Below are 25,700 nucleotides of genomic sequence, written 5' to 3' on the forward strand. Positions count from 1 at the left end.
TCTTGACGTCGTTTCTTTTGTCATGCCTTAAACCGGATTGGTGCCAGTGAATTCTCGCCTAGGCGAGGTGGAGGTCGTTTCCTAGGAACCGGGACGGGACGGGACGGGACGGGACGGGACGGGACGGGACGGGACGGGACGGGACGGGACGGGCGAGCTTTTAAGAACCACCTACCTTTAACTTTTTAGAAAGGTCTTTAGTGATGAATGATCTTTATTCTTTTAGACAAGCTCTTTATGACATTCGGGAGAGGTTTGGACTCCTTGATGATCTTCTGACTCCAGCTCAGAATGTAGGTGGTGAGAGGATGGGTTCAGGGGTTCCGGGGTCACGCCCTCCGCTTGCAGTAGGCATTGTGGATTTGAAAGTTGACGTCGAGAAGATCGTTGGCAAGTGGTATGCGGAGGCGGTGCGAACATTAAAGGTTTCGGGGCTGGATTCTTGCAGTGTTCTTCTTCGCACAGATTGGCTCCGTGAGATTGGACCATTGCTACTGGATCTTCCGTGGTTTGAGCGGATGACGGAGGAATTGCTTGGTATCGCCGGGTTGTTGATTGATGTGGTTGATGTTCCTGGGATCTCGCCGTGGTCTCGTGATGTTCGAGATCGAAGCGGCACTGCTCGTGAGATTGTGCGATGGGTTCAAGCAGCAGGCATGAAGGTGAGCAGGTGGCAGGTTCAATCGTGGATTGCTGCGGGGGTTATTCCAGCTGAGAAGACTCCGGATGGGCGTTTACTTGTTCGCTTTGAAGATGTGATTGAGCAGGCAAGACAGCAACTTTTACCACTTCAGCCACCAGAGGAGGTAAGCTGACGCTCGATAGATCCAACCCCGAAGCAGTTAATTGTTGCTCGGGGTTTTGTCATGTCTGGAGGTGGTCATCATCCTCACGGTTGTGACAGGTGCTCCAGCGGCGGGGAAGTCCACGTGGGTGGCCACCGTCGCGAAGCCGGGTGATCTACGGTTTGATTCTGATGCGCTGACCAACACCTTGACGGGTAAGCCTCCGGCGAAGCATTCGCATGCGGCTGCGGTGAAGAAGGTGTCGAAGTCAGCTCGTGAGGCGGGTATTGAGGAAGCGTTGAAGTTGGTGGCCACGCGCGATGTGTGGATCATTCACTCGAATCTCTCGGCTGAACTCGAGCGGAAGTACCGGGCATATGGTGCTCGGTTTGTGGTGATTGACCCCGGTGAGGCTGTGGCCTTGGAGCGGTGTGCTGCTGGTCGCCCTGGGTATCGGAAGAATCAGGTGACCTCCTGGTACGCCCGTCGGCATTCGTGGCCACATGATGCGGAGATCATCACCAGCTTCGATCCGGTCGTAGATGGCATCGATGAGGATGACATTGAGGTATCGGGAGGCCGGGCCACGTTACATGTGGTCACGGGCCCACCTGCTGCTGGGAAGTCCACTTTCGTTCGTGAGCATGCCCGCGCTGGTGATGTGGTCCTGGACTACGACCTGCTGGCCAACGCGCTGGCGGGGGAACCTGCTGACAACCATGAGCACACCAGGCAGATCAAGGCGGTGACCAAGGCGGCCAGGCTCGCAGCCCTGGAGGCAGCGATGAAGCAGGACGTCACCGTCTGGCTTATTCACTCGACCCCGGCCGCCTCGACCTTGGCTCGCTACGAGTCGATGGGTGCCACGATCCATGTGGTCGACCCCGGCAAGGACGTGGTGATGAAGCGGGTCAAGCAGATGCGGCCACGGGTGATGCTGCCGGTGGCGGCCGCCTGGTACGACCGGCAACCTGCGGTGGCCACGCCGAAGACGACGACTGAACGCGGTCTTGGCTGGGATCATCAGAAGCAGAGAGCAAGGCTGATAGCTGTTCATATCGATGGCACGCCATGCTGGTGGTGCGGTCAACCTATGTTCTACGATAAGACCCGCAACTTCGATGGGTTGCCCCTCGCAGCTGACCATGGAGAAGCCAGAGCACATGGTGGCCTCATAGCAGACAAGCTCCTTCATTTCTCTTGTAACAGCTCAAGGCAAGCAGGGGATAGGGACGATCAACGACCCGCTCTAAAGCCCTCAGCGACGAAGCCTGATAGCGAAAACAACGACGCTCACGTCGACGCTGCAACGGTCTTCTCGTGGCCAACATCCAGCAAATGAATGTTCGAATGAGGGCCTACCCAAAAATATCCACCGGTATCCGGCCTGACCCGTCCTCGGCGCCCAGTCAGCCCATTTTTGTAGGTCTCGAAACTGAGAGCGATAACAGCATGAAAAGGAGCCAACGATGGAGACTGAACCTCAAACCGCTGATGAATCTCTGGGAGCTGGAGCCGATGTCGGTATGGGAGAAGGACTCCGAGCACCTGGGCGAGCTGTCTACGAGGCACTAGTCCAGCCAGGCATGGACCTTGCCGACATCGCACTGTGTGAAGAAGCCGGCCGACAACGAGACCGCCTCGATCAACTACAAAAGATCATCGCAGGCGACGAGACCACGTGGGCACAAATAGTCAAAAGCACCGGAGAGACACTCACACTCCGGATTGATAGCGCTGTATCCGAAGCCCGTCAAAGTCTGACGGTGTTCCGCCAGCTCATTGGATCCATTAAAGCGAGGTGGCCAGATGCCTACGTCAGCACAGATGCAGATGTTCTCGATGGGCTTGGAGAAATGGCCTACGCTGACGGGCCGCCAGGAACCTGAGAACTTAGTCATGGCTGAAGGCGACGACCGGGAAGGGCGCGAAGTCGTTGAGCTTGGCCGTCGCGCCGGGTCATCGTTGTTGCCATGGCAGTGCGGAAACGTGCTGGGGATTTCGATGAAGACTCCGGCTGGCACGTGGGTGCATCAGACGTGTATCTTGATTGTCCCGAGGCAAAATGGGAAGTCCGAAATTCTGGTAGACATCATCCTCTACCGAGTGTTCATCCTGGATGAGACGATTCTTTACACAGCTCATGAGTGGAAGAGTGCGCAGCCGATTGCAGAGCGTTTGATCAAGATGATCGAGATGCGACCGTCATTGGCCAAACGCGTGAAGAAGATCAACAACTCTCAAGGCGAAGCCAAGATCATTTTGCGCGGCCCCGCGAATGCGAAACGACCACGGCTGGATTCCAAAGGAAACCCAAAGCACGGCCAGGTCGTGTTCCGCACGAGGTCTCCCAAAGCTGGCCGTGGTCTTGATGAAGTGGACACCCTGATTTACGACGAAGCCTTTGACACGACTGATGATGAAGTAGCATCCATTGGCCCAACGCAAGATGTGGCCAAGGATCCTCAGGTTATCTATGCGTCATCAGCCGTCGATAAAGAATCAGCAGCTCACCAAAACGGTGTCCAGCTTTCATCGTTGAGAGCACTGGCGCTTTCTGGCGAAGATCCGGGAATCTACTTAGCAGAATATAGGGCGCCGGACGATAACCCTGGTCGTGAAAATCCACTGACGTGGAAGCTATCGAACCCATCCTTTGGAGTGCTGAAGAATGATCGAAAGATTAAAAACCTCATGCGAAACATGAACTCACCGCGCGGCCAAAAATCTTTCGACGTCGAAGCCCTGGGCATCGGCGACTACTTCGAATTCAACCAACTTGCTGAGGACGACCTCTTAGTCATTGACCTCGACAGGTTTGATGAACTGGTCAACCTCGATGCAGCACCGACAGGCGAGTCATGCCTCGCAGTTGACTTTTCCAATGATCGAATTGACCGCACCGCAGCAATCAGCGTCGCAGTCCGCGCCGGGTCAAAGATTCACGGACAGCTCGGCTATCACGGGCCAGCCAACATTGAAACGCTCGTGAAATTCATCGTGTCAGCAGTAGACCTCAACGATCCACTTGCCGTCGTGATTGATCCGAAGTCTGCAGCCGAAGCCCTGATCAGACCGTTACAGAAGAAAGGTATCGAGCCTGAACTTATGACGCCATCTCGTGTGGCGTCAGGAACTAATGGTCTTCTGCAACACATCGACGACAAAACGTTTTCACACGATGGCGATCAGCGAATCATTGACGCCATCACCGTCGCACGATTGCGTGAAATCGGTGATAGCGGCATCGCATGGGCTCGCAGAAAATCAGACGGTGACATCACCCCGCTCGTCTCAATGACAAATGCAGTGTGGGCGCTCGACAACCTTGATAGTCCTCCGCCACCTCCTGCAGATGTTGGATTCATCGACAGCAATTCGTTTGCAGAAAACACCATCTCACCAACCGACGAACTCAACTCCATTACGTGGTGAAAGGAGAACCAACGATGACTGACCAGATTGCAATCCCAACACCTCAAGAGGTCGGATACGTCAATGGTGGCCAAGAAAATTTTTACGCGTATGGCCGAGAATTTGAGAATATCCCTGAGCTTCAGTGGCCACAGTGCCTCCGTGTATACGACCGAATGCGAACAGACAGCCAGATCGCGGCAGTCCTCTCTGCGATCGCATTACCTATTGAAGGCACCACGTGGCGCCTAGACCAAAACGGTGCATCCGATGAGGTAACAGAATTCATCGCACAACAGCTCGACCTCCCAATCATCGGCAAAGAAGGCGAACACAAGAAAACACGCCGCCGTCGACGATTCTCCTGGGCAGAGCATCTACGCCACGCACTCCTCATGGTGCCGTTCGGCGCAATGTTCTTTGAACAAGTCCTCGAAGTCACCCCAGAAGGACGATGGGGATTACGCAAGATTGCGCCTCGAATGCCCGACTCCCTCCAAGCAATCAACGTCGCTCGCGACGGCGGCTTAATTAGCATCGACCAGAAACCGCCAGGAAGCCTCGGCGTCATACGCGCATCAGATGCAACAAAAACCACAATCCCAGTCAACAGACTCGTCGCGTATTCATATCGCCGTGAAGGAGGCAGCTGGGCAGGCCGATCAATTCTCAGACCTGCATACCCTCACTGGGCGCTAAAACAACCCCTGCTCAAAATCGAAGCTCTTGCTGTCGAACGAAACGGAGTGGGAGTCCCAGACTACGAGAACCCACCAGGCGCAACACCAGACCAAATCGAAAAAGGCCGAAAAATGACCGAGTCGTATCGCGCCGGGTCATCGGCTGGAATGTCGCGGCCACATGGATCGAACTTTGCTCTGCGGGGCACCACTGGCCAATTGATGCTCGCTCGGCCAGTCATTGAGTATCACGACAGTCAGATGGCGCGAGTAGCGCTTGCTCACTTCCTGAATCTCGATGGGAAGGGAGGAAGCTACGCGCTTGCGACCACTCACCAGGATCTTTATACGATCGCGGAGAATTCCCTGGGCACTGAGGTTTGCAGCACAGCGAATCAGCACATCGTTGAGGATCTGGTCGATTGGAACTGGGGACCTGATGAACCTGCACCTCGGATTGTCTTTGATGACTTGAGGGCAGATTCCCTCTCGATTGCTAATGCCTTGCGGACGTTGACTGATGCGGGCTTGATTCGGCCTGATCGATCGATTGAAGAGTGGCTTCGTCGCGATCTGGGAGCACCGGTCAAGGATACGGCTCCTCCTGATCAACAGTGGACGCCTGAAGAGGAAGGAGCGCCTGAGAATGAGTGATCAGATTGTTGTTCCTGATAGGCCAGTGTTGCGCACTATTCCAGATGTTGAGCTCATCAAAGTGGGGCAGTGGCCAGCTTCGACTGGGCCGTGGGATGCGACACCTGAGCTGTTAGCTGCTGCTGTCGTTGCGGCACAGGCCCCGTCGGTCTCGCGACCGGTGATCAAGCTTGGTCATGTCGATCCTCGGTTTGATGGGGAGCCGGCAGTGGGATGGGTTGATGACATTCGGTTGTCTGATGATGGATCCACGCTGGTGGGTGATCTGAAGGGGATTCCTGCATGGCTGGCTGACATCATGCCATCGGCGTATCCCAATCGATCGATTGAGGGGTCGTATGACTTCGTCGACCAGGCCGGTACTCGTCATGACTTTGCAATCACGGCAGTAGCGCTGTTGGGAGTCAGCCCACCAGCTATCAGCTCACTTGAATCAATCCGCGACGTCGCTGCTCTGTATGGCGTCGCAGCATCAGAAACACCGCAGAAAGGATTTTGGATCATGCCAAAAACAATTGCAGCGTCGACGTCAGTTGAAGACGTCCGCATGAATTTTTACGACCAAGGCCCAGGCAAGGACTCGTGGTGGTGGATTGAGGAGCTATTCCTTGATCCATCGGAAGCCATAGCCATGGATGACGAATCTGGTCAGCTTTACCGAATTCCATTGACAATCACGGATGAAGCGATCGCCTGGGGAGATCCCCAGCCGGTGAAGCGGGAATACGTTGCAGCGTCGCAGCGAGTATCGGCCGCCTCCTGGACGAAGGATGAGTCACGTCAAAACATTAGTGCCGCGGAAGCGGAGGAAGTAGGAAACACTATGGAGTTCACCGCAGAGCAAGTTACAGCGCTGATCACTGCCCTCGGATTGTCAGCGGATGCTGATGCCGCATCAATCATCACGGCCGTTGAATCTCTTGTATCTGCCTCAAGCCAGGACACCGAGTCCTCGGCATCGGTGGCCGCGCGTGCAAAGAACCTCGGTATGAAAGTTGTCGATGCCTCGACGTGGGACACCACCCAGAAGCGAATTGGAGAACTGGTGACTCGGGAGAACACTCGCCTTGTCGATGACGCTGTCCGCGCTGGAAAGTTGATGCCGGCATCTCGTGGCCGTGCAATTGACCAGATGGAACGAGGTCTCCTCACCTCTGAGGATCTTGAAGCAATGACTCCAATCGTGACCATGGCAGGTGCAGAAGTCGGGCACAACCACGAATCGTATCAAGCCTCGGATGATGTCCGAGACTCCGAAATCTACAAGAACTGGAAGTAACAATGTCTGCAATTGCAATTAAGTTCGCACAAGGGCCGATCACGTATGAAGCAGAAGAAGCAGTCGTTGGCGGCCAAGTAGTTGAAGCTGGTTCTACACCACGCAGCATCAAGCCTGCAGGTGCAGCATCCGAGACGATCGTCGGTGTCGCGATCATCGACGCTGTGCCAAAGACCGCACCTTATACAGGAAAGCCAACGCACGCATCGGTCGCTATCACCCCAGCGCAAGTACCGGTTACTTCTGACGGCACCGCAGGAGTTGGCGATCTTGTCATTGCTGCGGCTGATGGAGCTGTCACAGCTGCTGCTGGAACTGAGCCACCAGCACAAATCGTTGGCCGTGTCATTGAAGTCCTCGCTGACAACATCGTCAGCGTCCGCCTCTACGTCTAAGGAGAGATCATGGTAAATAAAGTAATTTCGATTGATGACAACCGCCGGGAAGTCAACGTCTCTGACCTGCTCAGCAATCCAGAGATCATCCCAACCCGCGCTCTTGAGCGTTTGCAGAATGAGTTTCCAGCAGAAGATATTCTCACCGATGGTGGAACTTCGACCTCGATGGAATTTCAATTCGAGCGCAATACCCAGTCTTATCTTGACTCCGATCCCGAAGTTGTCGCAGAGTTCGGCAATTTCCCGACTGCATCGCCAACCTCTGGAGAAGTCGTCACTGGCCGTGCGCTGAAGGTCGGCTATAAGATCGAAGTCTCTCGAGAGATGAAGGACTTCAACAAAGTCCAAGAGGTGACAAAGCGAGTTGACAAGGCAGTCAACACCTTCCGTCGCTATAACGAGCGCCAATTGTGGGAAGCGATGATGGCCGTCGGTATCCCGGAAGTCCCAGTTTCCGTCGCATGGAACCAGCAGGGCGCAGATCCTCGCTATGATCTCTCTCTCGCCATGGAAACAGTTGCCTCCGGCAATGCTGTCAGCATTGAAGATCTCGAGGAACCATGGGATCCAAACATGGTGGTTCTCCACAAGGCTCTCGCTCCAGTGCTCGTGGGGTCTGAAAAGTGGAACAACGTCTACACCGGAAATACGTCCAACGAATCAATCCGATACACCGGAAAGCTTCCCACCCAGCCAATGGGCATGGACGCCCTAGGCGTTCGCTATATGAACCGAAATCGAGTGTTGGTCCTGCAAAAGGGCGCTCCAGGATTCTTCAAGGATCCACGACGCCTGGAAGCAACCCCAATGCGTGGTCAAGGTGGGGACCCACTTGGCGGAGATAACGAGTCCTACAACTCTCGGTTGTCTCAGATGCGATTCGTCGGCATTGATGAGCCGTATTCCGCATGCTGGTTGACTGGGGTGATCGTCTAATGCCAATCATTGAAATCACCGCAAAGATGTGGGCACAGCGCCAAGAAGACGGGTCACGAATCCTGCGATACGCAGGCGACGTCCTTAACGCATCAGACGCTGACGCAAAGCGATTGATCGCAGTCAACGCCGCAAAATCTGTTCGGAAGAAAGTCAACGTCGCTGATCAGAAAGTAGAAACACCATCGACAGATGACGTTTCCGCACCTGCAGCGAATCAGAGCACCGACCCAGATGAGTCTTCGGACGAACCCGGAAAGCAGACCACCAATCAGGACAGCGACGAAGTGAAGAAGCCTCGTAAGACTGCCAACGACGATGAATGGCGAGCTTATGCAATCCACCAAGGAATGCCCGAGGAAGAAGCACTGGAAAAGGACCGAGCCGAACTAATCGCGCTCTACGCCTAAGGGAGCCACAATGATCACGATCGGCTTGGAAGACTTCGAGGTGCGGCTCCCAAGAGCCCTTGATCCAGCAGAGAAAGATCGCGCCACAGCACTACTAGCCGATGCAGTTGATGAAATCGAAGACGCCATCATTGATTCCGGCAGGAGCCCCGGAACATGGATCGGGATAAGTCGCAATCGACGCCGAGCTGTAAGAGTTGCCCGCGCAATGGTCGCACAAGCCGTTCTGATTGGCGAAGACATTGGCAAGACCTCATGGGGAACGACCACCGGACCTTACAGCGACAACGTCAGCTATCACGGTGAAATCGCAGTACCGGAGCTCTGGGGAGAAGTCGAACTCACTGACGCCCATCTTGACTACTTGGGCCTAGTTCGTGGAGGACCACGCTGGTCGTTCCCTCCACCACTCAGATACCCAGAAAAACCATGGAACGAACTTTAACCAATGAAGGAGAATCAGATGCCAAAATTGAAACTCATTGCGAATCAACTCGACCGCCGCGCCGGGGCCGGATACGTCCGATACATCAAGGGCGATGTCTTTGACGTCGACGCCAAGACCGCGAAGCGACTGATTGACGCGAAAGCCGCAGTTCTCGCAGAGGAACCGAAAGCAACTGCGACTTTAGAAGGAGAGTCTGACCCAACTGGTCAGACTCCAGCTTCGGATCGTAAGCGAAAGTCCTAGCTGGTAACCCATCATGGATACGATCCGCCACCGCCGGCCGAATGGTGGAAAGACACCAACCGGCACGGTAATCCCTGATACATCGGCAATCCGCACGATCTCTCGATGTGCGGTTGCTCCAACTCTCGTGGAAGGGATCGCTGAGGTAAGCCGTGATGGTGAGATCTTGTCATGGGATGTGTTCACTCATTCAGCTGAAGATATTCAGCGAGGTGACAAGGTAGAAATCAGAGGCCAGTGGTTCGATGTCACCCAAACTCCATTCGTCTGGGCACCTATTCGACGCCAACGGGCCAGGACCGGCACTCGGTTCACGGCGACCCGCAAGGAGGGATGATGGCTCCACGACCCACACTCCGATTAACCCCACCGTCGCCGGAACTGCAAAAAGTTCTATCGGAAACGTCAAAACCCGCACTCAAGGCCGCTGCAGATGCAGTGGCCTCTGACATTTCTGCACCAACAAACGTCTCGGTCTTTACCAACGAGGAAGGCCGAGCTGTCGCAATGGTGACCATTGTTCACCCTAAAGGGCTAGCAATGCAGGCAAAACACGGCGCCCTCACCCGAGCAGCAGCAAAGCAAGGACTCGAGGTGAAACGCTACCGTGTCTGACCTCCACATCCGAACAGCCGGCGACCGAGTCACAGACATCATCACCCTACTCAGTCGAATCATCGAAGACGTCCCAACCACTGACCACCTTCCTCCGAAATGGTCAGCACAAGCCGACGGACCACACATCGTCGTGGAATCAGACGGCACCCCCATCAGCTCCCCAGTACACACAGGGCAAGCAATCCGTGTCATCCTCCACGCCGAATCACGTCCTGAAGCCGTCAGCCTCATGGACATCATTGATGCCCTGCTCCTGGCATACAGCACACTTGGCGTTGGCTTTGCTATCCGACCAGGCCAACGCCTCATCGTCATCAAAGACGGCGACGGAGAAGGAACTCACTACATCGCATCTGCGGGATACACCGTAGAAGCCTCACGAAAGGAATCAACTCATGACTAAGACAGACATTTGGGTAGGCGCAAACGTATACGTCTCCCTCGAAGACGAACCACAAGTCGAAGCAGATGGCACATTCGGAGCAGACTGGGACCTCTCTGGAGTGCTCGATGGATCCGCAGGATTCACTCAAAACCGAGAAATCTCCACCACTGAAGCATCCGGATGGGGCACCGGTGTCATTGACGCCGCGGACTACGGGTTCCGATCCACTGGCGGATTCACCGCACTGGAAGACAACAACATCACCCGATATCTCATCAACCCAGGCTCGACAGCACACGTCATCGTCGTTCCTAAGCCTGCATATGTCCACCTCGCCTACGAAACCACAAACCAACATGGCGACACCGAAATCCTCATCACCCGAAAGAAAGCCCGAGTCTTCGCCCCCGACATCTCCAAGACCCAAGAATTCGCAGGCACCGCATTCGAAGTCACTCACTTCACCGACGGCCTCGGCGCCATCTTCGATCGCCTCCAAATCGACTCAGCCACCGGAGCCGTAACTACCTTCACCCCAATCCGAATCAAGGGCCTCTCCACCGCAGAAGCTCCACTCGATATCAACGGTGAAGCAATCGTTCCACCAACCGGCGGATAACTCACTCACGCCCTCGCGCGCCGGGCGTAAACGGCGCGCCCTTTTTAACTAAGAAATGAAGGACGTATCAATGGCTATGCCCACGTCTACAGAGATTGATGCCGAAGCAGTACGACTTGGCATTGATCGACAAGGAGTCTGTCCTCCTCGCATGCGTGCTCAAGTTGCTGCGTCATTGGCAGAACGAACAAACCCAGCCGTCGGTGAAGTGGAAGATCTTCACATCATCGTTGCGAGGTTCGACAGAAATCTAATTCAGGAAGGCGTTGCCAGCGAGCACGTTCGTGCAGCTGCTGTTGGAGCTCTCGTTGCTGCCATCGTCACCCCATCCAATATCACCAATCAGTAGGAGAGTTCTTATGGCACCATCGAAAAAGACCACACGGCCAGGTGTAGACGCTGCATTGGCAGCGGAAGCGGCCGAGGAAAAATATGTCACGTTTCCTGTCACCATTGGTGGCCAGGAAATTGATGTCACGGTTGTTCGTGATCCGATGAAGCTCCCGCGTAGAGCGACACGGTTTTTGGGGCGGAAAGACCCTGAGGCAGTCTCAATCTTGACGGAGATGATGTTGGGAGCAGAACAGCTAGCCAAGGTCGATGAGCTGGATCCCACTGTTGAGGAATTTATGGAGATCACGACTGCTTGGGCGGAGGCCACTGGCGTCCAGGGAAAATAGGTCTCTACCCGAAGATCATTGAGCACATTGATCTAGTTGAAGCCGATCTACTGGAGGTCTACGGGGTAGACATTCTTGATTGGTATCGAGGTGACATCTCAACGCGGAAAGTCTTAAACCTCGTCTATCAGTTGCGAGAAGGTTCGGCTTTTGTCGCGGTTATCCGTGACCAGCCACGTCACACGTTTGCAGATCAGCGCTTGATGGATATTCCGGAGGCCTTGACTGGTAAAGCTCACCCAATTCGTAAGCAGCTTAGTGACCTGAAAAAGAAGCAGACGATGGCGCCGCATATGGCGCGTGCTCGTGCTGCTAGAGCGCGTCGTCAAGCGAAATTCAACACCACATAGGAGGTAGCTATGGCGGTTGTAGGCTATGCAACTCTTCCCATTATTCCGTCGTTGGACGGCATTGCGAAGAAGTTGTCGGCGAGTTTTGAGGCACCGGCAGCGAAGTCCGCGGCGAAAGCTGCGCAGTCCATTGAAGATGCGATGGCTAAAGCTGCTGATAATGCGTCCTATGCGCTGAAGAAGGCACGTGAGCGTGAGCAAGAAGCGACGCAGAAGGTCCTGGATCTTGAGAAGAAGGTTCAGGCTGAGCGTGATGCAGCTGAACGAAGGCAGCAATCTATTGCTGCTGCTGAGCTAGCACGGGATCGGCAGATCTCAGACAGCAAAGCGAAGGTCACAGATGCACAGCGCAAGCTGGATCAGGCACGTGAATCGGGCAAAGCAACTAGTGAAGAGATCGCAGAGCTCGAGCGCAAGGTTGAATCAGCATCGCTGTCTGCTGCTGAGACGAAGATCAAGGCTGAAAATCGGGTAGAGACTGCGATTGAGGGACATCGTAAAGCTCTCGACAAAGTCGAGTCTGCGACGAAGTCATACCGAGATGCACAGGAAAATGCTGCATCAAAGTCCGAACAGGTACTTACTGCTCAGAAGCGGTTGGATACTCAGACATCTTTGACGACTAAAGAGTTTCAGGCACAGCAGCGTGAAGCACAGCAGCTGGCCGGAGATCTTGACCATATGGAGTCAGGCGTCGGCAGGCTTGGTGATGCGTTTCAAGGTGCAGTCGGAAAGATCGGCGCGCTTGCTGGCATTGCCGGCCTTGGTGGGCTGATTGCCGAAGGCATAGAAGTCACAGCTGAGCTCGGCAAGATGGAACGCCAGATGGGTTTGACTGGCGATTCTGCTGCTCTATTTCGTGGGGAAGTCCATGAAGCGTTGTCTGGCGGAATTGCCTCGAATGCTGAGGAAGCCGCGAGTGCAATTCAGGGTCTCAACCAGCAGTTCGGGTATCTCGGATTTGAAGGTGAGCAGACTGCTGCGGAGCTAAGTGATAACTTTCTGGCGTTCTCGAAGACCTTTGATGTTGATATGCCGGAAGCTGTGCAGACTGCAGGACAGCTTATTCAAAACGGATTAGCTTCCGACGTCGAGAACGCCGCGGACTTGATGACGACGGCATTCCAGCGTGTTCCAGTCGCCATGCGCGATGAGTTGCCTGAGATCCTCAATGAGTACGGAACGAACTTCAGAGCGCTTGGATTTAATGGTGAAGAAGCGTTTAGTCTACTGGTCAGCGCCTCTGAAAAGGGAAAGTTTGCGCTAGATAAAACTGGCGACAGCTTGAAAGAATTCACCATTCGTGGCGCTGATATGTCCACCACATCAGTGGAAGCGTACGAAGCCATTGGCTTGAATGCTGCGGAAATGTCACGCATGGTGGCCACGGGTGGTGAAGAAGCTCAAGAAGCTTTGATGAAAACCGCCGGCGGACTTCAAGACATCGAAGATCCAGCTGAGCGTGCAAACATGGCCATCGCACTATTTGGCACACCATTAGAAGATCTCTCTGTCGATCAGATTCCAGATTTTCTGGATGGGTTGACTGGGTTGGGCGATGGCATGCAGGGCGCAGCAGGTGCATCTCAGGCGATGGCTGACCAGATGGCGAATTCGCTTGAGGGCAGAATGAACACTCTCAAGGGCACGGTCTCCTCTCTTGCAAGCGATGGCTTTATGAAGCTGTGGGATGCAGGGGAGAAGGTCGCGTCCTGGGCGAGAGACAACAGCACATGGTTGACTCCTCTCGCTGTAGGCATTGGTGCAACCGCTGCTGCAGTAACTGCCTGGACTGCGGCGACAAAAGCTTATTCTGCTGCGACAGAGATCGCGACAGTTGTCACAACGATTTTTGATAGGGCCACCAAAGCAACGGTTTTCGGTGCGATCGCTGCAGCTGTCATTGGCGTTGTTGCGGCACTTACCTACTTTTTCACTCAGACCGAAACGGGCCAGAAAGCTTGGGAGGCATTCACTCGAGCTATTGGAACTGCCTGGGACTGGGTGAAAGATAAGCTCTCGGCTGGATTCGAACTGCTGAAATCTGCGTGGGAATCTGTCTCCAATGCCTTCATGTCGGTATGGAACTCAGTTCTTAAGCCTGTCTTTGACGCTGTTTGGCAGGTTGTCCAGACGACGATTGCGGTCATTGGAACTGTTGTTTTTGCCCCATTTCTTATTGCCTGGGAAGCACTGTCGTGGGGTATCTCTACAGCGTGGGAGAATATTATTAAACCCGCTTGGGATGCCCTTAGTGCTGCAGGTCAGTGGATGTGGGATTCTGTCCTTTCACCAGTCTTCAGGTGGATCTCTTCCGGATGGCAGCTTCTCACAGAAAGCATCGCCTGGTATTGGGAGAACGTCATCAAAACTGCGTGGCAGGCATTGCAAGATGCTGCAACGTGGATGTGGACGAATGTTCTCATGCCGGTATTCTCGGCGATTTCCGCAGCCTGGCAGGCACTTGGCGACGCAGTTCGCAAAGTATATGACGCCGTCATTAAACCCACCTGGGATGCGCTGAGCGCGGCACTGAACTGGTTGTACTCATCGGTAGTGCAACCAGTTCTGCAATGGATAAGTGACCGCTGGGATGACATGGGAAGCTCCCTGCATGCAGGCTATGTGTGGATCAAGGAGACCGTTTTTGGTGGTTTATCTTCTGCATTGGACTGGCTCAAGGGCATATTTCAAACCGCAGTTGAGGGCATCGGAACAATCTGGGATGGGTTGAAAGCAGCTGCTGCCAAACCCGTGAAGTTTGTCATCGATACAGTCTGGAACAATGGTATCCTCGCAGCGTGGAATAAGATCGCTGAGTTCCTTCCAGGAATTGATACGAAAGAACCATTCACACCAGCGTGGCTTGGTAACTATGCGTCAGGCACCGCCAGCATCGTTCCAGGAGCGCGGTCAGTTGATCGGGACAATATTAAGTTTGTCTCCACAGATGGTCGTTACGGCATCGGCCTTGCCGGTGGCGAAGGTATTGCTCACCAAAATTTGGTTGATGGTCTTGGCGGAAAGTCCACGTGGGACAAGCTGAATAAGACAGCTCGCGTTGGTGGCGCCTCTGCAGTCCAAGCGGCGCTCATGCCACAGGAGAAGCATGGTGCAGAGTCCGCTCTTACCGGCTGGCTGGGTAACTTCGCAGGCGGTGGCGTCATCGATGCGATGATCAACATCGTGTCGCAGAAGTATCCGATGCTGCAAATGACCTCTGGACAACGACCCGGTGGTGGCATGCACGGAGCAGGGTTGGCCACTGACTGGTCTAACGGATCAGGAAACACACCAGCTCAATTAGCTCTAGCACACGATATTGCGACCACCTATCCTGGATCAGCAGAGCTTATTTACGATGCTCCTGGCTGGGCGGGGAACATCAAAAATGGTGCGAATGTTGGTGCATTTGGCCAGTTTTACACGCTGGCTCAAGCTGGCCGGCATGATCACCATGTGCACTGGGGTATGACGACACCTCCGACAATGCCGTTTGGTGGTGGCGTATTCGAAGGCGGTTCCGGTGGTTCCGGTGGCGGTCTTCTGAATTGGTTCTCGTCAAAAGCCCGTGGAATTTGGGATGATCTAGTTTCACCTATCACAACCAAGATTGATGACGTTGTGGGTGGATTCGGCGATACTCTATTTGCCCAGATACCTGGCGCAATGTTCGAGTCGGTGAAAGATGCAGCATGGTCGAAGATCTCTAGTTTGATTCCCTCAACTGGTGGTAGTGGCCCTCATGCGGATTGGGAGCCATCCGCAGGTGCTGAGCAGTGGCGCCAGATGATGATCGATGCATATAAGAATCAGGGTTACGAACCGACGCAGGCAAAGATTGATGCGTGGGTTCGCCAGATTGATTCGGAATCTAGTGGCGACCCGAATATTGCGCAGCAAATTGTTGACGTTAATGGCACTGGCGAGGCAGCCGGTGTTGGTCTTGGACAGATGATTCCTGGGACGTGGGCTGCGTACCGTGATCCTAGTCTTCCGGATAATCGTCGTGACCCGTGGGCGATGACGAATGCGATGGTCAGGTATGGCGAGCAGAAGTATGGTTCGTCGCTGCTCAGTGTTATTGGTCATGGTCATGGGTATCATGCGGGTGGTCTTGCCCCTGCTGGTGAAGGGCTGCTGCATAAGACGGCTCTTGAGCCTGAAATGGTGCTCAACCCGGACATGACCCGCGCCTTTATCCAGTGGATGAGTGTTTCTCCGGAATCCCTTGGGGTTGTCGTGGATGAGTTTAAAGCAGCGTTTCACAGTGGCGATTGGGGCTATGGCGAGACTGCTGCATACATTGGTGAGCCGAACGCGGAACGCCTCATTGATGAGATGTCGTGGTTGGGTAGCGCAGTAGAAGAAGTCACTGCAGCCTTTGCAGGAAATGATTCCGGATTGGCTGCAATATCACGCTACCTAGGTGGACGTGATGACCTGGCTGCCCAGATCCTTGATCGCGTGGAATCTTTGGGCGTTGTGTCCCAGGAATTTAGTGAAGCGTTCCAAGGACGCGACTGGGGTTACGGTGAAACAGCCTCGTATATCGGTGAACAAAACGCTGAGCGGTTGATCAACGAAGTGTCGTGGTTGGGAGCTGCAGTTGATGAGATTACTGCGGCATGGACCGGCGACGATATGGGTTCTGCCGGGCTAGCTCGCTACCTCGGTGGAAACCAGAAGATTGCAGAACAGCTGCTTGATATTGTCGAGAACATTGGTCGACAGACCGCAGGTGTTCGCGACTTCATCAGCGAGCAGATGAAGTATTCCTGGGATGATCGAATGGGATTCCTTGCAGATCACATGGCGGGAATCACTCTCAATGAGGACGGCGAGCGCGAGCAAACCAGAGGTCGAATTGGTACTCCGGAAGAAATCGCGCAATGGGCGGCCACAGAGATTGGTTTTGGTGTCCTTGGCGAAGCTGCCGGCCTGATCGGGTTGGAGGGACTTGTCCCTGATGCTCCACGATTCCTAGATGATGACCTTCGTGTGGGATTCACTAAAGAGTCCACCACAACAGAAGAAACACCTACGGAAACTGACATCGCTGAAACCGATGACACAGTGGCAGATCAAACAGCAGCGTCCACGAAGAACCCAATCATCCTCAAAGGCACCACCTTTGATGCAGCATCAGTCACAGCTCTACTCGAAGAGCTGGGGCACAAAGTGGAACAGCAAGGTGAAGACATCGCCGACATTAAAGATGACCGTCGATCACCTGGCTCGCTCACACGATCACTCTAGAAGGAGGACAGCATGTCAATAAAACTCGATGGCACGAGGTCCTCTGACTGGTGGTTCATTGACCACACCGGGAAAAAATGGACTCTCTACGGCGGCGCCGACCAAGGGGACCGGGGCGCCACACTCGAATCAATCAGTGGCGTCACATCCTCACTCGACCGAGAAATGGCAGCCACCATCACCCAAATCGGCGAAGACATCGCAGGAGAAGCAATTCCCGCGATCACGCCAACACTTGCTGTTAATATCCACGAACGGCAAGTCCCCGGAGCATGGGCAAACTGGCAGACTGCCATTAGCTCACGCAAGGACGGCTGGCTCTATTACAGCGCTCGCGACGACTACTACCGGAGCCTCCGAATCCGGAGAGCCGGTGGGGCCAGTGACCCAGAGGCCGACCCCCTACAAATCGGCATGATCCAAATCCAAGAACCACTGATAGCACTCGACGGCTGCTGGCTCACCAAACCTAAGGCATACACAGCCGGCACCCACAACATCACCATCGCCGGAGACCTTCCAGCAACCGCAGAGGTCACATACGACCGCGCCGGGGAGTTGATCATTGAGACAGGTGGCCGGACGTGGCAGGGGACATTGCCATCACCAGGAGCTGTGTCAGCGACGACGTTGCTGGAGCCTGAGCACAGGATGAAGACATTGGTGGGCGGTCAGCCTCTTCCTGCATTGTGGTCCACGTTTCGGAATCAGTGGAATCCGATTGCGTTACTCCCGGATATGGAAGTCAAGTTCGTTGTTCCCACAGGAGCAACGGTGACTGTTCAAGAGCGCTATCTCGCTCCGTGGCACTAGGAAGGAGAACTCTTATGACACTGACTATCCAACAGTGGCAAAAATGGCGGGACGATTTTCAAACGGCGGCGAGGTCACAAGGTCGAGCGGCGTGGCTGCTCGACCGCGCTGGTGAACCATATATGGAACTTCGAGGTTGGGTCGATGCGGACGTCGCTGATGCCGCTCACGACGTTGCTCAAGGAACAATCTCAATAAAGTCAGATAACCCAGCTGTTCCATGGCTGCTTCAAATGGAGGATTCACTCACCCCAGATCGTGACGCGGTCCTCCATGAAGCAGTCCATATGTTGGTTCAAACTGATGCAGGTGTTGAATGGGGATACCGCGTCCATGAACTCCAGGTCGATATGGGAAGCCGTTCTGGATCCACCTTGGCGCTGCTGGGATTAAGACCACTCGAGCATCTTAAGCACCTCGTGCTGCGCTCGAATACATCATCACCAGACGCCTTTCAGCTGAAATGGTCAGACATTCGCCAGGGCCAGGCTTTGAAAGTCGTGAAGGAATACATCATCAAAGCGTTGGAGCGAGACTTCCAACCGCTGTCGCTCCTGGGCGCCTGGGATCTCTCAAACCCGAGCGCATTCTCACAGGTCGATGGAAGTCGATGGTCCCTATGGATGAAACCTCAAGTCCCTGAACGCGTAACAGAATGGACCATTATTGAGGCACGATACGACAATGCGTGGGACGCGCTGAATGAAACAGTCAAAGCTGCCGGGCTCATGGTGACCGCAGAATACTGGTTTCCATGCGACCCTCAACCCTCACCCGAATATGTCACGTTGACAAAACCAACGATCGTATTTGACGTCGTAGATCGGTCACACCACAGCGGTGCGACCGGCACAATCGCAGACCCAATCCAAGGAATAAAAAGAGCCTTCGGAATCGCAGGAGAAAACGAACTCTCCGACGTCCTCGAGATGGATTCATCAAGCACAGTAACAGCATCAGGACTTGCACCATGGGTGGTCTGGAAACCAGAAGACTACACAGCAAAGTCCAGGATCGTCATCTCGAAGAGCACCGATGACCGAGTTGCAATCGGTGGCAAATCACCAGCAGCCTTAAACACAGTGCTCGGAACCGGCATTCGTGCCATCGCCGCGGGCCTAGGCTCACTACTCCCCGGAATCGGACCCGCACTAGCAGTCATCGCCGGCGACACCGCCAGCGAAATGATCAAAGACCGAATCCTCGCATTCCAAACATTCGACCACCCACGACGCCGCACCTACCACGGCGACCTGCGCTATCGAGAAGTCTCAATGTCAGGAGAAGCATGGACAATCTCAGCCACCCAACAAGGAGTCGCAGCACTCGAAGAAACAGGCGGCGCACTCTCATTTGAATTCGAAGTAGAAGACGACCGACCATACAAACACGGCCGAGACTTCCACACCGGAGACCAAGCAGGAGTCCAAGCCCTAGGAATGACCATCGCCTCATACATCGACGAAATCCACCTCATCTCAAAACGCGGCAGGAACTCCGTCACCGTCGCCATCGGCGACGCCAGAGCACGACAATCAACCGCAAAAATGCTCGCGCAATCAGTCTCCACATTGTCTGGAATCATCCGCCGAGTCATAACCTACGCAGGGAGCAGCTGATGATCACACGAATCTACCCATACACAATGCCCACCAACACCGACCCATGGGCAGGCCTCCTCATCAACGCAGGAAACCGAATCCGACTCGACGCCGAAGGACTCAACATCCTCGCCCAACACCTCAGAGACGTCGGATTCATCCACAACGGCGACCAAGAAACCCTCCACCCAATCACCCTGGCAGTCGGAATAACAACACCTGACGCCACAATAAACATCTCCCCAGGAGACACCATCAACTGGAAAATACCAGGAGCCGAAACCTCCAGCACCTGGATAGACGGAGACGCACCAACCACCCTCGAAATCAAAGACGGCCACCTCCAAGGACAATGCTCAATCCTCGGAGAATGGCGATTCACCATCGTCGTCGGCCCCAAAATCATGTACCAATCCACCTACGCAGGATCACCACTCGAACCAGGCGAATGGGTACCAATCACCCAACCACGCACCGACACACCAAACACCCACAACCCCACAACCATCAACCTCACAGGACTCACCCCAGACGAACTCGACAACGTCATCGCCGCCGCCCAACAAGCAAAGGCCACCAACCCATGAGTGTCGACCCAACACGCCAAGTCATAGTCGCGCCGGGAGGAACTGGATTTGAGCAGTTTGGTGAGGCAGTTGGTGAAGTCCTCACGAACATCATCCAGGGTGTCGGGTCGGCAATCGCTGGTGGGATCAATGCTATTGGTGGGGTTTTTAGTGCGGTGGTGGATGGTGCCGTCAATCTGATCAAAAGTATTGGTGGCATGATCTCGAGCATCTTTACCAAGAAGCCTCCGCCAGAGCCGCTTCCTGACATTTGGTCTCCAATCAAAGCTGATTTGGAAGCGGAGATGCAGCCGTATTTTGATGAGGTGGATACGGCTCTAGCGAACTCGCAGGCTCTGGGCGAGACGGCTCTGTCACATTCCCAGAATGCGTTGAGTATTGCGGAGGCTGCTGCTCAGGACGCGCAGGCCGCTAACGAAGCTGTTCAGAATCTTGTTCTCGATGGTCAGCAGTATGTTGATCAGGCCAAGCAATATTCCGAAGATGCGCAGGGCTATTCGACTGACGCTCTGGGATATGCTGCTGACGCGTTGGCTGCTGCTGACCAAGCTGATCAACTCAATGAGGACGTAAAAGCCGCGAAGATTCTCGTCGACCAGGCTGTGCTTGATGGCCAGGCTGAGGTCACGAAAGCGCAAACTCACGCCACTGATGCTGCTGCTGCTTTGGCTGCTGCGCAGGGCGTTCAGATTGACGTTGAGGCTGATGCAGGTGAAGTTCAGGCCAAGCTGGTTCAGATTGTGGGCTATCACGGTGAGGTTTTGACTGCTCAGGGGCAGGCGATTACAGCTGCTTCTGGTGCTGCTCAGTCAGCGCTTGACGCTGCTGCTGAGGTGGCTGCTGCGCAAGCTATTCAGATCGATGTGAATGCAGCACTGTCTCGTGGTGTTCGTGCTGCTGGTAGTGCTGCTGCACAGGCCAGCGTCGCCACGATGATGAACGCCCAGGCGATTGAACAAGTAGCGCTTGCTACACAAAAGGCTTTGGACGCGGCTGCTGAAAACGCGGCTGCTTTAGCGTCAGCGGAAACAGCTGCTTTGGAAGCGCAGAAAGCAAACACCGAAGCCGCCAAAGCCCAAGCCGCAAGCGTCGAAGCTCAAGGCGAAGCGATCAAAGCGAACGCTTCTGCACTCAGGGCGGTGCAACAGTACATCACCCGCGTGATGTTTTTACCGGACTCAGCTCAAGTGAACTCAGTGAATAACCCGCATTGGGAAGTCACTTTTGCGTCTGGTAAGCGCAAATTGGTTGCCAAGCCAGGTTGGGTAGGCGAGTGGATTTACCACTGTGCGGTGCACCGTTCGGGCGACTTCGGACCAGTTATTGAGGGCGGCACCGTAAGTGCCGCGAACCGCACATTCAACCTGGACACTGCTACATCATCGGCATCGCTGCAGTACACCATTCGTCCTGGAACACCACGTCTGGCGAATCCGCCATCAGTGTCCGGTTGGGTTCCCACCCGTGATACGTGGCAGAGCATCCCAGTAAGCGACACCGACAATGGGTTCAGTAGTGGTGTGTTCACTGCGAAGATCACCGGCGAGCATGAGGTGTACTTCCGTGTTGGTTGGAATGCTGCATCTCGTGGTGACTCCTACGGAATTCTTGTTACCCGGCAGAGAGGCACTGGAAGCATTAATGATGTGCATCGGGTGACTGATTTTGGTTTGGGGCCACTGTTGCCGGGGCAGGACGGCTACCGTACACAATCGTTTAAAGCGACACTGAATTTGTACGCCAACGAGAAGGTTCGATTTGCGGCGTTTGCTGGTGCGAGTGGGACAGGGGCGCGCACGATGAGGGATTCTGAAATTTCTGTCGGCTGGGTGGATGCGCCCTCTGACACTTCCGACATCACATAAAGGAGAAACAACATGACCGTTTTTGATTTTGATGCGTGGGCTGAGTCCACCAAGAAGATCCCGAAAGAAAACATCGCTGCGGCGTTGAACGCGGTGGTCGACCGCAAGAAAGCGATCGACTTGGAACCGCAAGTGTTCGCGCAACGCAATGAAGCCGCGACGATCTATCACAGTGCTGCACCGCATGAGGAACACGATGGCGTGATCGTGTGGGTGGAACCTATCGCAAACTTTGCGGCATACCCCACTGGTTTTGAGGTGTGGCACCTGGACAAGAAGTGGGTGAACATTTCCCAGGATGTGGCCACGGGTGAGCCGGGCGTCGACGAAGCATGGCAGGAGATCGAGACGGAGGAGGTGCCAAGTGAGTGAGACAATCCATTTCCCAGTGAGTGAGCCGATAATCCGCACCGGGGATATACCCGCGCTTTCTAAAGCCGTGACCAAAACTTGCGAAGCGGTGGGTGAAGTGGCACGACAAAATCTTGTTTTGGCAGAAGCAGTCTCCGCGCTCAGCGAACGCATCGCAGTACTCGAGGGGAGGACACCGTGACTGACTTTGTGGAACCCTATTCGGTGGTGATGCGCCCCCAGTGGAACGATACGGTAGCCATGGTTCTTCCAGACTGGCAAGTAACAGGCGTATCCGACCCAGTGCACCGCGTGTGGCTAAACCGAGGGGTCATGATGGTGCGACTCACTTCTGAATCCCGCTTTTCTGGTGAGGTAGTTTTCCGACGTACTTGGGCATCAGCAGACAAAATAGCGGGCACCCTTCCCCCCTCAGGGCAACTACTTTTCACTATCGGCTCAGAAGGAGGGGCGGAAATGTGGATTAATCTTTCTGGTACACCAAACACGAATGACCAGGCCAACACCCGCATAACCGTAACCGTCATCCCAATGAGCGGGGGGGGGGTAGGCTTCTCGGGCTTACTCTTCTCCTGGTGGTCAGGTGGGCACAGTGACCGATCCGTTGGCCTTCCCGATGCCGGAAACCACGATTGTGAAACCGGAGCAGACCGCGTTGCACGCATTTCCAGTGACAGCCGGGCCGTGGCCGTTCGGACGGACGATAGCGCTTCCTGTGGGTGCGAACATCATAATTATGGACACTCAAGTGCCTGTGGGGTCTATCAACGTTCGTATTCGTGTGGCTCATGGCGATCAAATCTTTTACGCCAACCCGTACGAGGATTTCATGGGCACGAAGTCCACGCTGATCAAGATCGTAGTAGATCAAGAAAACACAGTCATTTCAGTGAATGGAACAGCCACCGCGCCTGCGGTGGGTACAGCCCGAGTAGCGTTGACTATTGTGCAGGCAGGAACAATGTAGCCACTACAAAGGTGGTGGCTCATGTCTGACTTCATTGAGCCATTCGCAGTCCAGTTCTTCAACGATGGTGAAGGATCAACGTTCACCATCCCAGAGGAGCAGCGCTCAGGCAGATACCCGCGATACGCTGTCGAACTAGGACCAGGCCGGTGGACTGTCATAGTCGAATGGCCTGGATTTGAGGGGATCACCCTTTATGGGAATTACCTAAACGTTTCTGGTTGGTACGACATTCCGATCAAAAACATTCCTCAAGGTGAACTACCTAATGGGAGTACGAAGCAGTCGATCGGATACATATCCGTCAGCCCTGGGGATAGTATTGCAATCCGTCTATGGAGGGTAGGAAATATCACCGAGCCGCATGTTACGGGCTCGGTGATGTGCATCCCTACACCAAGCAAAAACGCAGGGCCGTGAGGCGTCGAGTGTGTCAGCACTTGACGCCTGATTTTAGAGATGGCTAGTTTTCGAGCTCTTTGAGTTCCCTCAAGATCTCACGCTGTTGGCGGATTAGCTCTCGGCTTCGTTCACGCTGAGCTTCACTGGGCATTCGCGGATTTCCGTGCTCGTCGTCTTCTAAGACGACGTAGTTGATCTCAGCTAGCTCATCAGTAAGTCGCTCGAGTTCTTCATATTTTTTGCTAATGGTCATTATTTTCACCCCCTTTCTTAGCGTCCTCAAAGACGTTAATTCATCCATGCCTTAAACATATGACGTTTGGGGCAAATACCCCTGAAGGATATATATATGTCTTCTAACTCTGACTTTTCGAAAGCATCCGATGCATTGATCGCCGCCGTGGAATCTGCGCGCGAATCATATGACCGCGCTAATGACGCGCGTAGTAAAGCCGTCGAGGTGCTCTTCGACTGTTATGAAACCTCGGTGCTGACTGCTGAAGCGTTGCACCGAAGCCCTGAAGCTGCATCGCGTCAGCGAGCTCTGGCCAAGTCGAATCTTGTGGCCATGGAAGCCCAGTGCCTGCTCTTAGCCCAGGAGCTGGACTCTCCGTCGCATGAGTACGTGCATCGGCTGCGGGAAATTACTAGTCACCGCAAGAATGCATTGGGCTACTAATCAAACCCCGTACCCGCTTGGTGCGGGGTTTCCGCATGCAACAAACAATAAGGAAGGTATGTAGTGACTAAGGTCATTTCTTATTCTCAAGCCATGGAGATCCTCGGTTGGATCTATTCAAAAAATGGACTGCCATATTCCTACGGCGGTTCAGGAAACCCTGGCGGTGATTGCTCATGGTTCGTCATGGCGGTTGCTGCTGCTCTTCAAGGGAAAGCCCGAAATGTTCGCTATGGCAGCACTGAAACTTTTCGGCTGGCATCGGGGCAGGTGCTCGGGCTCACCCGTGCATCTTCGAAGTCAGCTGTGCCGACCAATGCGATCCTGAAGCTTGGTTTTTATCACAACGGTGGTGGCTACAACAGTCATACATCGGGCACGTTTGCCGGTGTGAACTTTGAATCTCGCGGAATGTACAAGGGAATCGCAGGCCACGTCGTGTCAGGTACTGCGCGCGCCTGGAACGACTCGCTGTATCACGAGTGGTGGTATCTCGATGCAACGATGGGGTATCGAGGAGCCGCAGAATTCCCGCTCCCATCCAACTTCTACTACGGTCCGCTGTCCGGCCCCGATGAATCCATCTCGGGTGAAGCCGGTGGACCTTCGTACTTCGTGGAAGGGCTGAAAGAAATTCAGCGAAAACTCGGCGTCCTAGCCACCGGGCGATGGCGAGACGTCGCGGAACACGTCAAGCCATACCAACAACGAGCAGCCGGCGGACTCGGACCAACAAACGGGCACATCGGCCCTAAAACCTGGGAGGCAATCATGTCTCCCTCAACCTCAAATCAGGAGACCCCAATGGCTTTATCATTCGATTCCATCATCGAAGCCGTCGACAAGACAAAGCACCGAATCGTCGACCTCATTCGTTTCACCAACAACTATGCCTACAGACTGCACGATCACGACGTTCCACGCTTGGAGCGCAAAATCGACCAACTCACCGATCAAATGAACAGCCTGCAAGCTCGATTCGCATCAGGCGATGACAGCCAACAAGAACAGAAGGAACCAAAGCATGCACTCTAAAACATTCTGGAAAGACGCACTTGAACGCGCCATCAAAACTGCGGCTCAAGCCATCCTCGCAGTCTTTGTCGCCGGAGTAACCATCCTCACGATCGACTGGATTGACACTTTGGCCATCGGCGCCACTGCAGCTCTCGTCAGTATTCTCACCTCTATCGCGTCAACCAGCATCGGAAACCGCGATTCCGCATCGCTGATCGCGCCGGGTACTAAGGAGTAGT

The 25,700-nt window shown here is 54.4% G+C and carries 31 protein-coding genes; 30 read left to right on the top strand and 1 reads right to left on the bottom strand.

All coding sequences use genetic code 11. The features are described 5' to 3' along the window. The first annotated feature begins 203 nt into the window (after positions 1–203). The 27 genes from KW808_RS05300 to KW808_RS05430 all read left to right on the top strand — a co-directional run bounded on the left by KW808_RS05300 (position 204) and on the right by KW808_RS05430 (position 23,783). Complete coding sequence (locus tag KW808_RS05300) at positions 204–815, top strand: hypothetical protein (protein WP_144290617.1); 612 nt, start codon at positions 204–206, stop codon at positions 813–815. Between the two features lie 82 nt (positions 816–897). Beyond that, positions 898–2,127 (top strand): AAA family ATPase, encoded by a 1,230-nt coding sequence (locus KW808_RS05305; RefSeq protein WP_230622914.1) that lies wholly within the window; start codon positions 898–900, stop codon positions 2,125–2,127. Positions 2,128–2,254: 127 nt separating this feature from the next. Beyond that, on the top strand, positions 2,255–2,674 hold the full coding sequence (locus tag KW808_RS05310; RefSeq protein ID WP_003860134.1) for a hypothetical protein: 420 nt from the start codon (positions 2,255–2,257) through the stop codon (positions 2,672–2,674). After that, entirely contained in the window at positions 2,595–4,220 is a 1,626-nt protein-coding gene (locus KW808_RS05315; RefSeq protein ID WP_230622915.1) for a terminase large subunit domain-containing protein, read from the top strand. Before KW808_RS05310 ends, KW808_RS05315 begins: the two co-directional genes overlap by 80 nt. Before the next feature lie 14 nt (positions 4,221–4,234). Further along, positions 4,235–5,533 (top strand): phage portal protein family protein, encoded by a 1,299-nt coding sequence (locus tag KW808_RS05320; protein ID WP_003860137.1) that lies wholly within the window; start codon positions 4,235–4,237, stop codon positions 5,531–5,533. Then, entirely contained in the window at positions 5,526–6,812 is a 1,287-nt protein-coding gene (locus tag KW808_RS05325) for a hypothetical protein (protein ID WP_003860139.1), read from the top strand. Before KW808_RS05320 ends, KW808_RS05325 begins: the two co-directional genes overlap by 8 nt. A gap of 2 nt (positions 6,813–6,814) precedes the next feature. Continuing rightward, the gene (locus KW808_RS05330) at positions 6,815–7,207 is read left to right on the top strand and encodes a hypothetical protein (RefSeq protein ID WP_003860140.1); all 393 of its coding nucleotides are present in this window, start codon (positions 6,815–6,817) and stop codon (positions 7,205–7,207) included. A 9-nt stretch (positions 7,208–7,216) separates the two neighbouring features. Next, on the top strand, positions 7,217–8,146 hold the full coding sequence (locus KW808_RS05335; protein WP_003860142.1) for a phage major capsid protein: 930 nt from the start codon (positions 7,217–7,219) through the stop codon (positions 8,144–8,146). Continuing rightward, positions 8,146–8,556 (top strand): hypothetical protein, encoded by a 411-nt coding sequence (locus KW808_RS05340; RefSeq protein ID WP_003860143.1) that lies wholly within the window; start codon positions 8,146–8,148, stop codon positions 8,554–8,556. The genes KW808_RS05335 and KW808_RS05340 overlap by 1 nt, the downstream gene beginning before the upstream one ends. A gap of 10 nt (positions 8,557–8,566) precedes the next feature. Further along, complete coding sequence (locus KW808_RS05345; RefSeq protein ID WP_003860145.1) at positions 8,567–9,001, top strand: Gp19/Gp15/Gp42 family protein; 435 nt, start codon at positions 8,567–8,569, stop codon at positions 8,999–9,001. 18 nt (positions 9,002–9,019) lie between these two features. Then, positions 9,020–9,247, top strand: a complete 228-nt coding sequence (locus KW808_RS05350; RefSeq protein WP_003860147.1) for a hypothetical protein — start codon at positions 9,020–9,022, stop codon at positions 9,245–9,247. Positions 9,248–9,260: 13 nt separating this feature from the next. Beyond that, positions 9,261–9,584 carry a hypothetical protein gene (locus KW808_RS05355; RefSeq protein ID WP_003860149.1) on the top strand — a complete coding sequence of 108 codons (324 nt, stop codon included), beginning with the start codon at positions 9,261–9,263 and terminating at the stop codon, positions 9,582–9,584. Next, positions 9,581–9,862, top strand: coding sequence for a hypothetical protein (locus KW808_RS05360; RefSeq protein ID WP_003860150.1), 282 nt, complete (start codon positions 9,581–9,583; stop codon positions 9,860–9,862). Before KW808_RS05355 ends, KW808_RS05360 begins: the two co-directional genes overlap by 4 nt. Beyond that, the gene (locus tag KW808_RS05365) at positions 9,855–10,268 is read left to right on the top strand and encodes a hypothetical protein (RefSeq protein WP_003860153.1); all 414 of its coding nucleotides are present in this window, start codon (positions 9,855–9,857) and stop codon (positions 10,266–10,268) included. Before KW808_RS05360 ends, KW808_RS05365 begins: the two co-directional genes overlap by 8 nt. Continuing rightward, positions 10,261–10,869: a hypothetical protein gene (locus KW808_RS05370; RefSeq protein WP_003860155.1), complete on the top strand. Its 609-nt coding sequence runs from the start codon at positions 10,261–10,263 to the stop codon at positions 10,867–10,869. The genes KW808_RS05365 and KW808_RS05370 overlap by 8 nt, the downstream gene beginning before the upstream one ends. A 76-nt stretch (positions 10,870–10,945) precedes the next feature. Next, entirely contained in the window at positions 10,946–11,218 is a 273-nt protein-coding gene (locus tag KW808_RS05375; protein ID WP_144290615.1) for a hypothetical protein, read from the top strand. 10 nt (positions 11,219–11,228) lie between these two features. After that, positions 11,229–11,549 (top strand): hypothetical protein, encoded by a 321-nt coding sequence (locus KW808_RS05380; protein WP_003860159.1) that lies wholly within the window; start codon positions 11,229–11,231, stop codon positions 11,547–11,549. Beyond that, on the top strand, positions 11,516–11,899 hold the full coding sequence (locus KW808_RS05385) for a hypothetical protein (RefSeq protein ID WP_003860162.1): 384 nt from the start codon (positions 11,516–11,518) through the stop codon (positions 11,897–11,899). Before KW808_RS05380 ends, KW808_RS05385 begins: the two co-directional genes overlap by 34 nt. A gap of 9 nt (positions 11,900–11,908) precedes the next feature. Continuing rightward, complete coding sequence (locus KW808_RS05390) at positions 11,909–17,158, top strand: hypothetical protein (RefSeq protein WP_052747657.1); 5,250 nt, start codon at positions 11,909–11,911, stop codon at positions 17,156–17,158. 12 nt (positions 17,159–17,170) lie between these two features. After that, positions 17,171–17,971 (top strand): hypothetical protein, encoded by an 801-nt coding sequence (locus KW808_RS05395; protein ID WP_003863645.1) that lies wholly within the window; start codon positions 17,171–17,173, stop codon positions 17,969–17,971. 14 nt (positions 17,972–17,985) lie between these two features. Next, positions 17,986–19,590: a Gp37-like protein gene (locus tag KW808_RS05400; protein WP_003863646.1), complete on the top strand. Its 1,605-nt coding sequence runs from the start codon at positions 17,986–17,988 to the stop codon at positions 19,588–19,590. Then, positions 19,590–20,159: a hypothetical protein gene (locus KW808_RS05405; protein ID WP_003863647.1), complete on the top strand. Its 570-nt coding sequence runs from the start codon at positions 19,590–19,592 to the stop codon at positions 20,157–20,159. Before KW808_RS05400 ends, KW808_RS05405 begins: the two co-directional genes overlap by 1 nt. Then, complete coding sequence (locus KW808_RS05410; protein WP_231107898.1) at positions 20,156–22,024, top strand: hypothetical protein; 1,869 nt, start codon at positions 20,156–20,158, stop codon at positions 22,022–22,024. Before KW808_RS05405 ends, KW808_RS05410 begins: the two co-directional genes overlap by 4 nt. A 12-nt stretch (positions 22,025–22,036) precedes the next feature. Next, positions 22,037–22,396 carry a hypothetical protein gene (locus KW808_RS05415; RefSeq protein WP_034983651.1) on the top strand — a complete coding sequence of 120 codons (360 nt, stop codon included), beginning with the start codon at positions 22,037–22,039 and terminating at the stop codon, positions 22,394–22,396. After that, entirely contained in the window at positions 22,389–22,577 is a 189-nt protein-coding gene (locus tag KW808_RS05420; protein ID WP_003863650.1) for a hypothetical protein, read from the top strand. Before KW808_RS05415 ends, KW808_RS05420 begins: the two co-directional genes overlap by 8 nt. A gap of 411 nt (positions 22,578–22,988) precedes the next feature. Beyond that, entirely contained in the window at positions 22,989–23,363 is a 375-nt protein-coding gene (locus KW808_RS05425; protein WP_003863651.1) for a hypothetical protein, read from the top strand. Positions 23,364–23,384: 21 nt separating this feature from the next. Next, positions 23,385–23,783 carry a hypothetical protein gene (locus KW808_RS05430; protein WP_003863652.1) on the top strand — a complete coding sequence of 133 codons (399 nt, stop codon included), beginning with the start codon at positions 23,385–23,387 and terminating at the stop codon, positions 23,781–23,783. Positions 23,784–23,826: 43 nt separating this feature from the next. On the opposite strand, the gene KW808_RS05435 is transcribed toward KW808_RS05430, so the two are convergent. After that, positions 23,827–24,018, bottom strand: a complete 192-nt coding sequence (locus tag KW808_RS05435) for a hypothetical protein (protein WP_003863653.1) — start codon at positions 24,016–24,018, stop codon at positions 23,827–23,829. Positions 24,019–24,114: 96 nt separating this feature from the next. Between KW808_RS05435 and KW808_RS05440 the strand changes: the two genes are divergently transcribed. From KW808_RS05440 to KW808_RS05450, 3 genes are all read left to right on the top strand, one after another. Further along, entirely contained in the window at positions 24,115–24,444 is a 330-nt protein-coding gene (locus KW808_RS05440; RefSeq protein ID WP_003863654.1) for a hypothetical protein, read from the top strand. 63 nt (positions 24,445–24,507) lie between these two features. Continuing rightward, positions 24,508–25,479, top strand: coding sequence for a hypothetical protein (locus KW808_RS05445; RefSeq protein WP_003863655.1), 972 nt, complete (start codon positions 24,508–24,510; stop codon positions 25,477–25,479). Then, positions 25,469–25,699 (top strand): holin, encoded by a 231-nt coding sequence (locus KW808_RS05450; RefSeq protein ID WP_003863656.1) that lies wholly within the window; start codon positions 25,469–25,471, stop codon positions 25,697–25,699. Before KW808_RS05445 ends, KW808_RS05450 begins: the two co-directional genes overlap by 11 nt. Position 25,700 lies beyond the last annotated feature (1 nt).

It is taken from the genome of [Brevibacterium] flavum, assembly GCF_019317305.1.
Taxonomy (GTDB): domain Bacteria; phylum Actinomycetota; class Actinomycetes; order Mycobacteriales; family Mycobacteriaceae; genus Corynebacterium; species Corynebacterium glutamicum.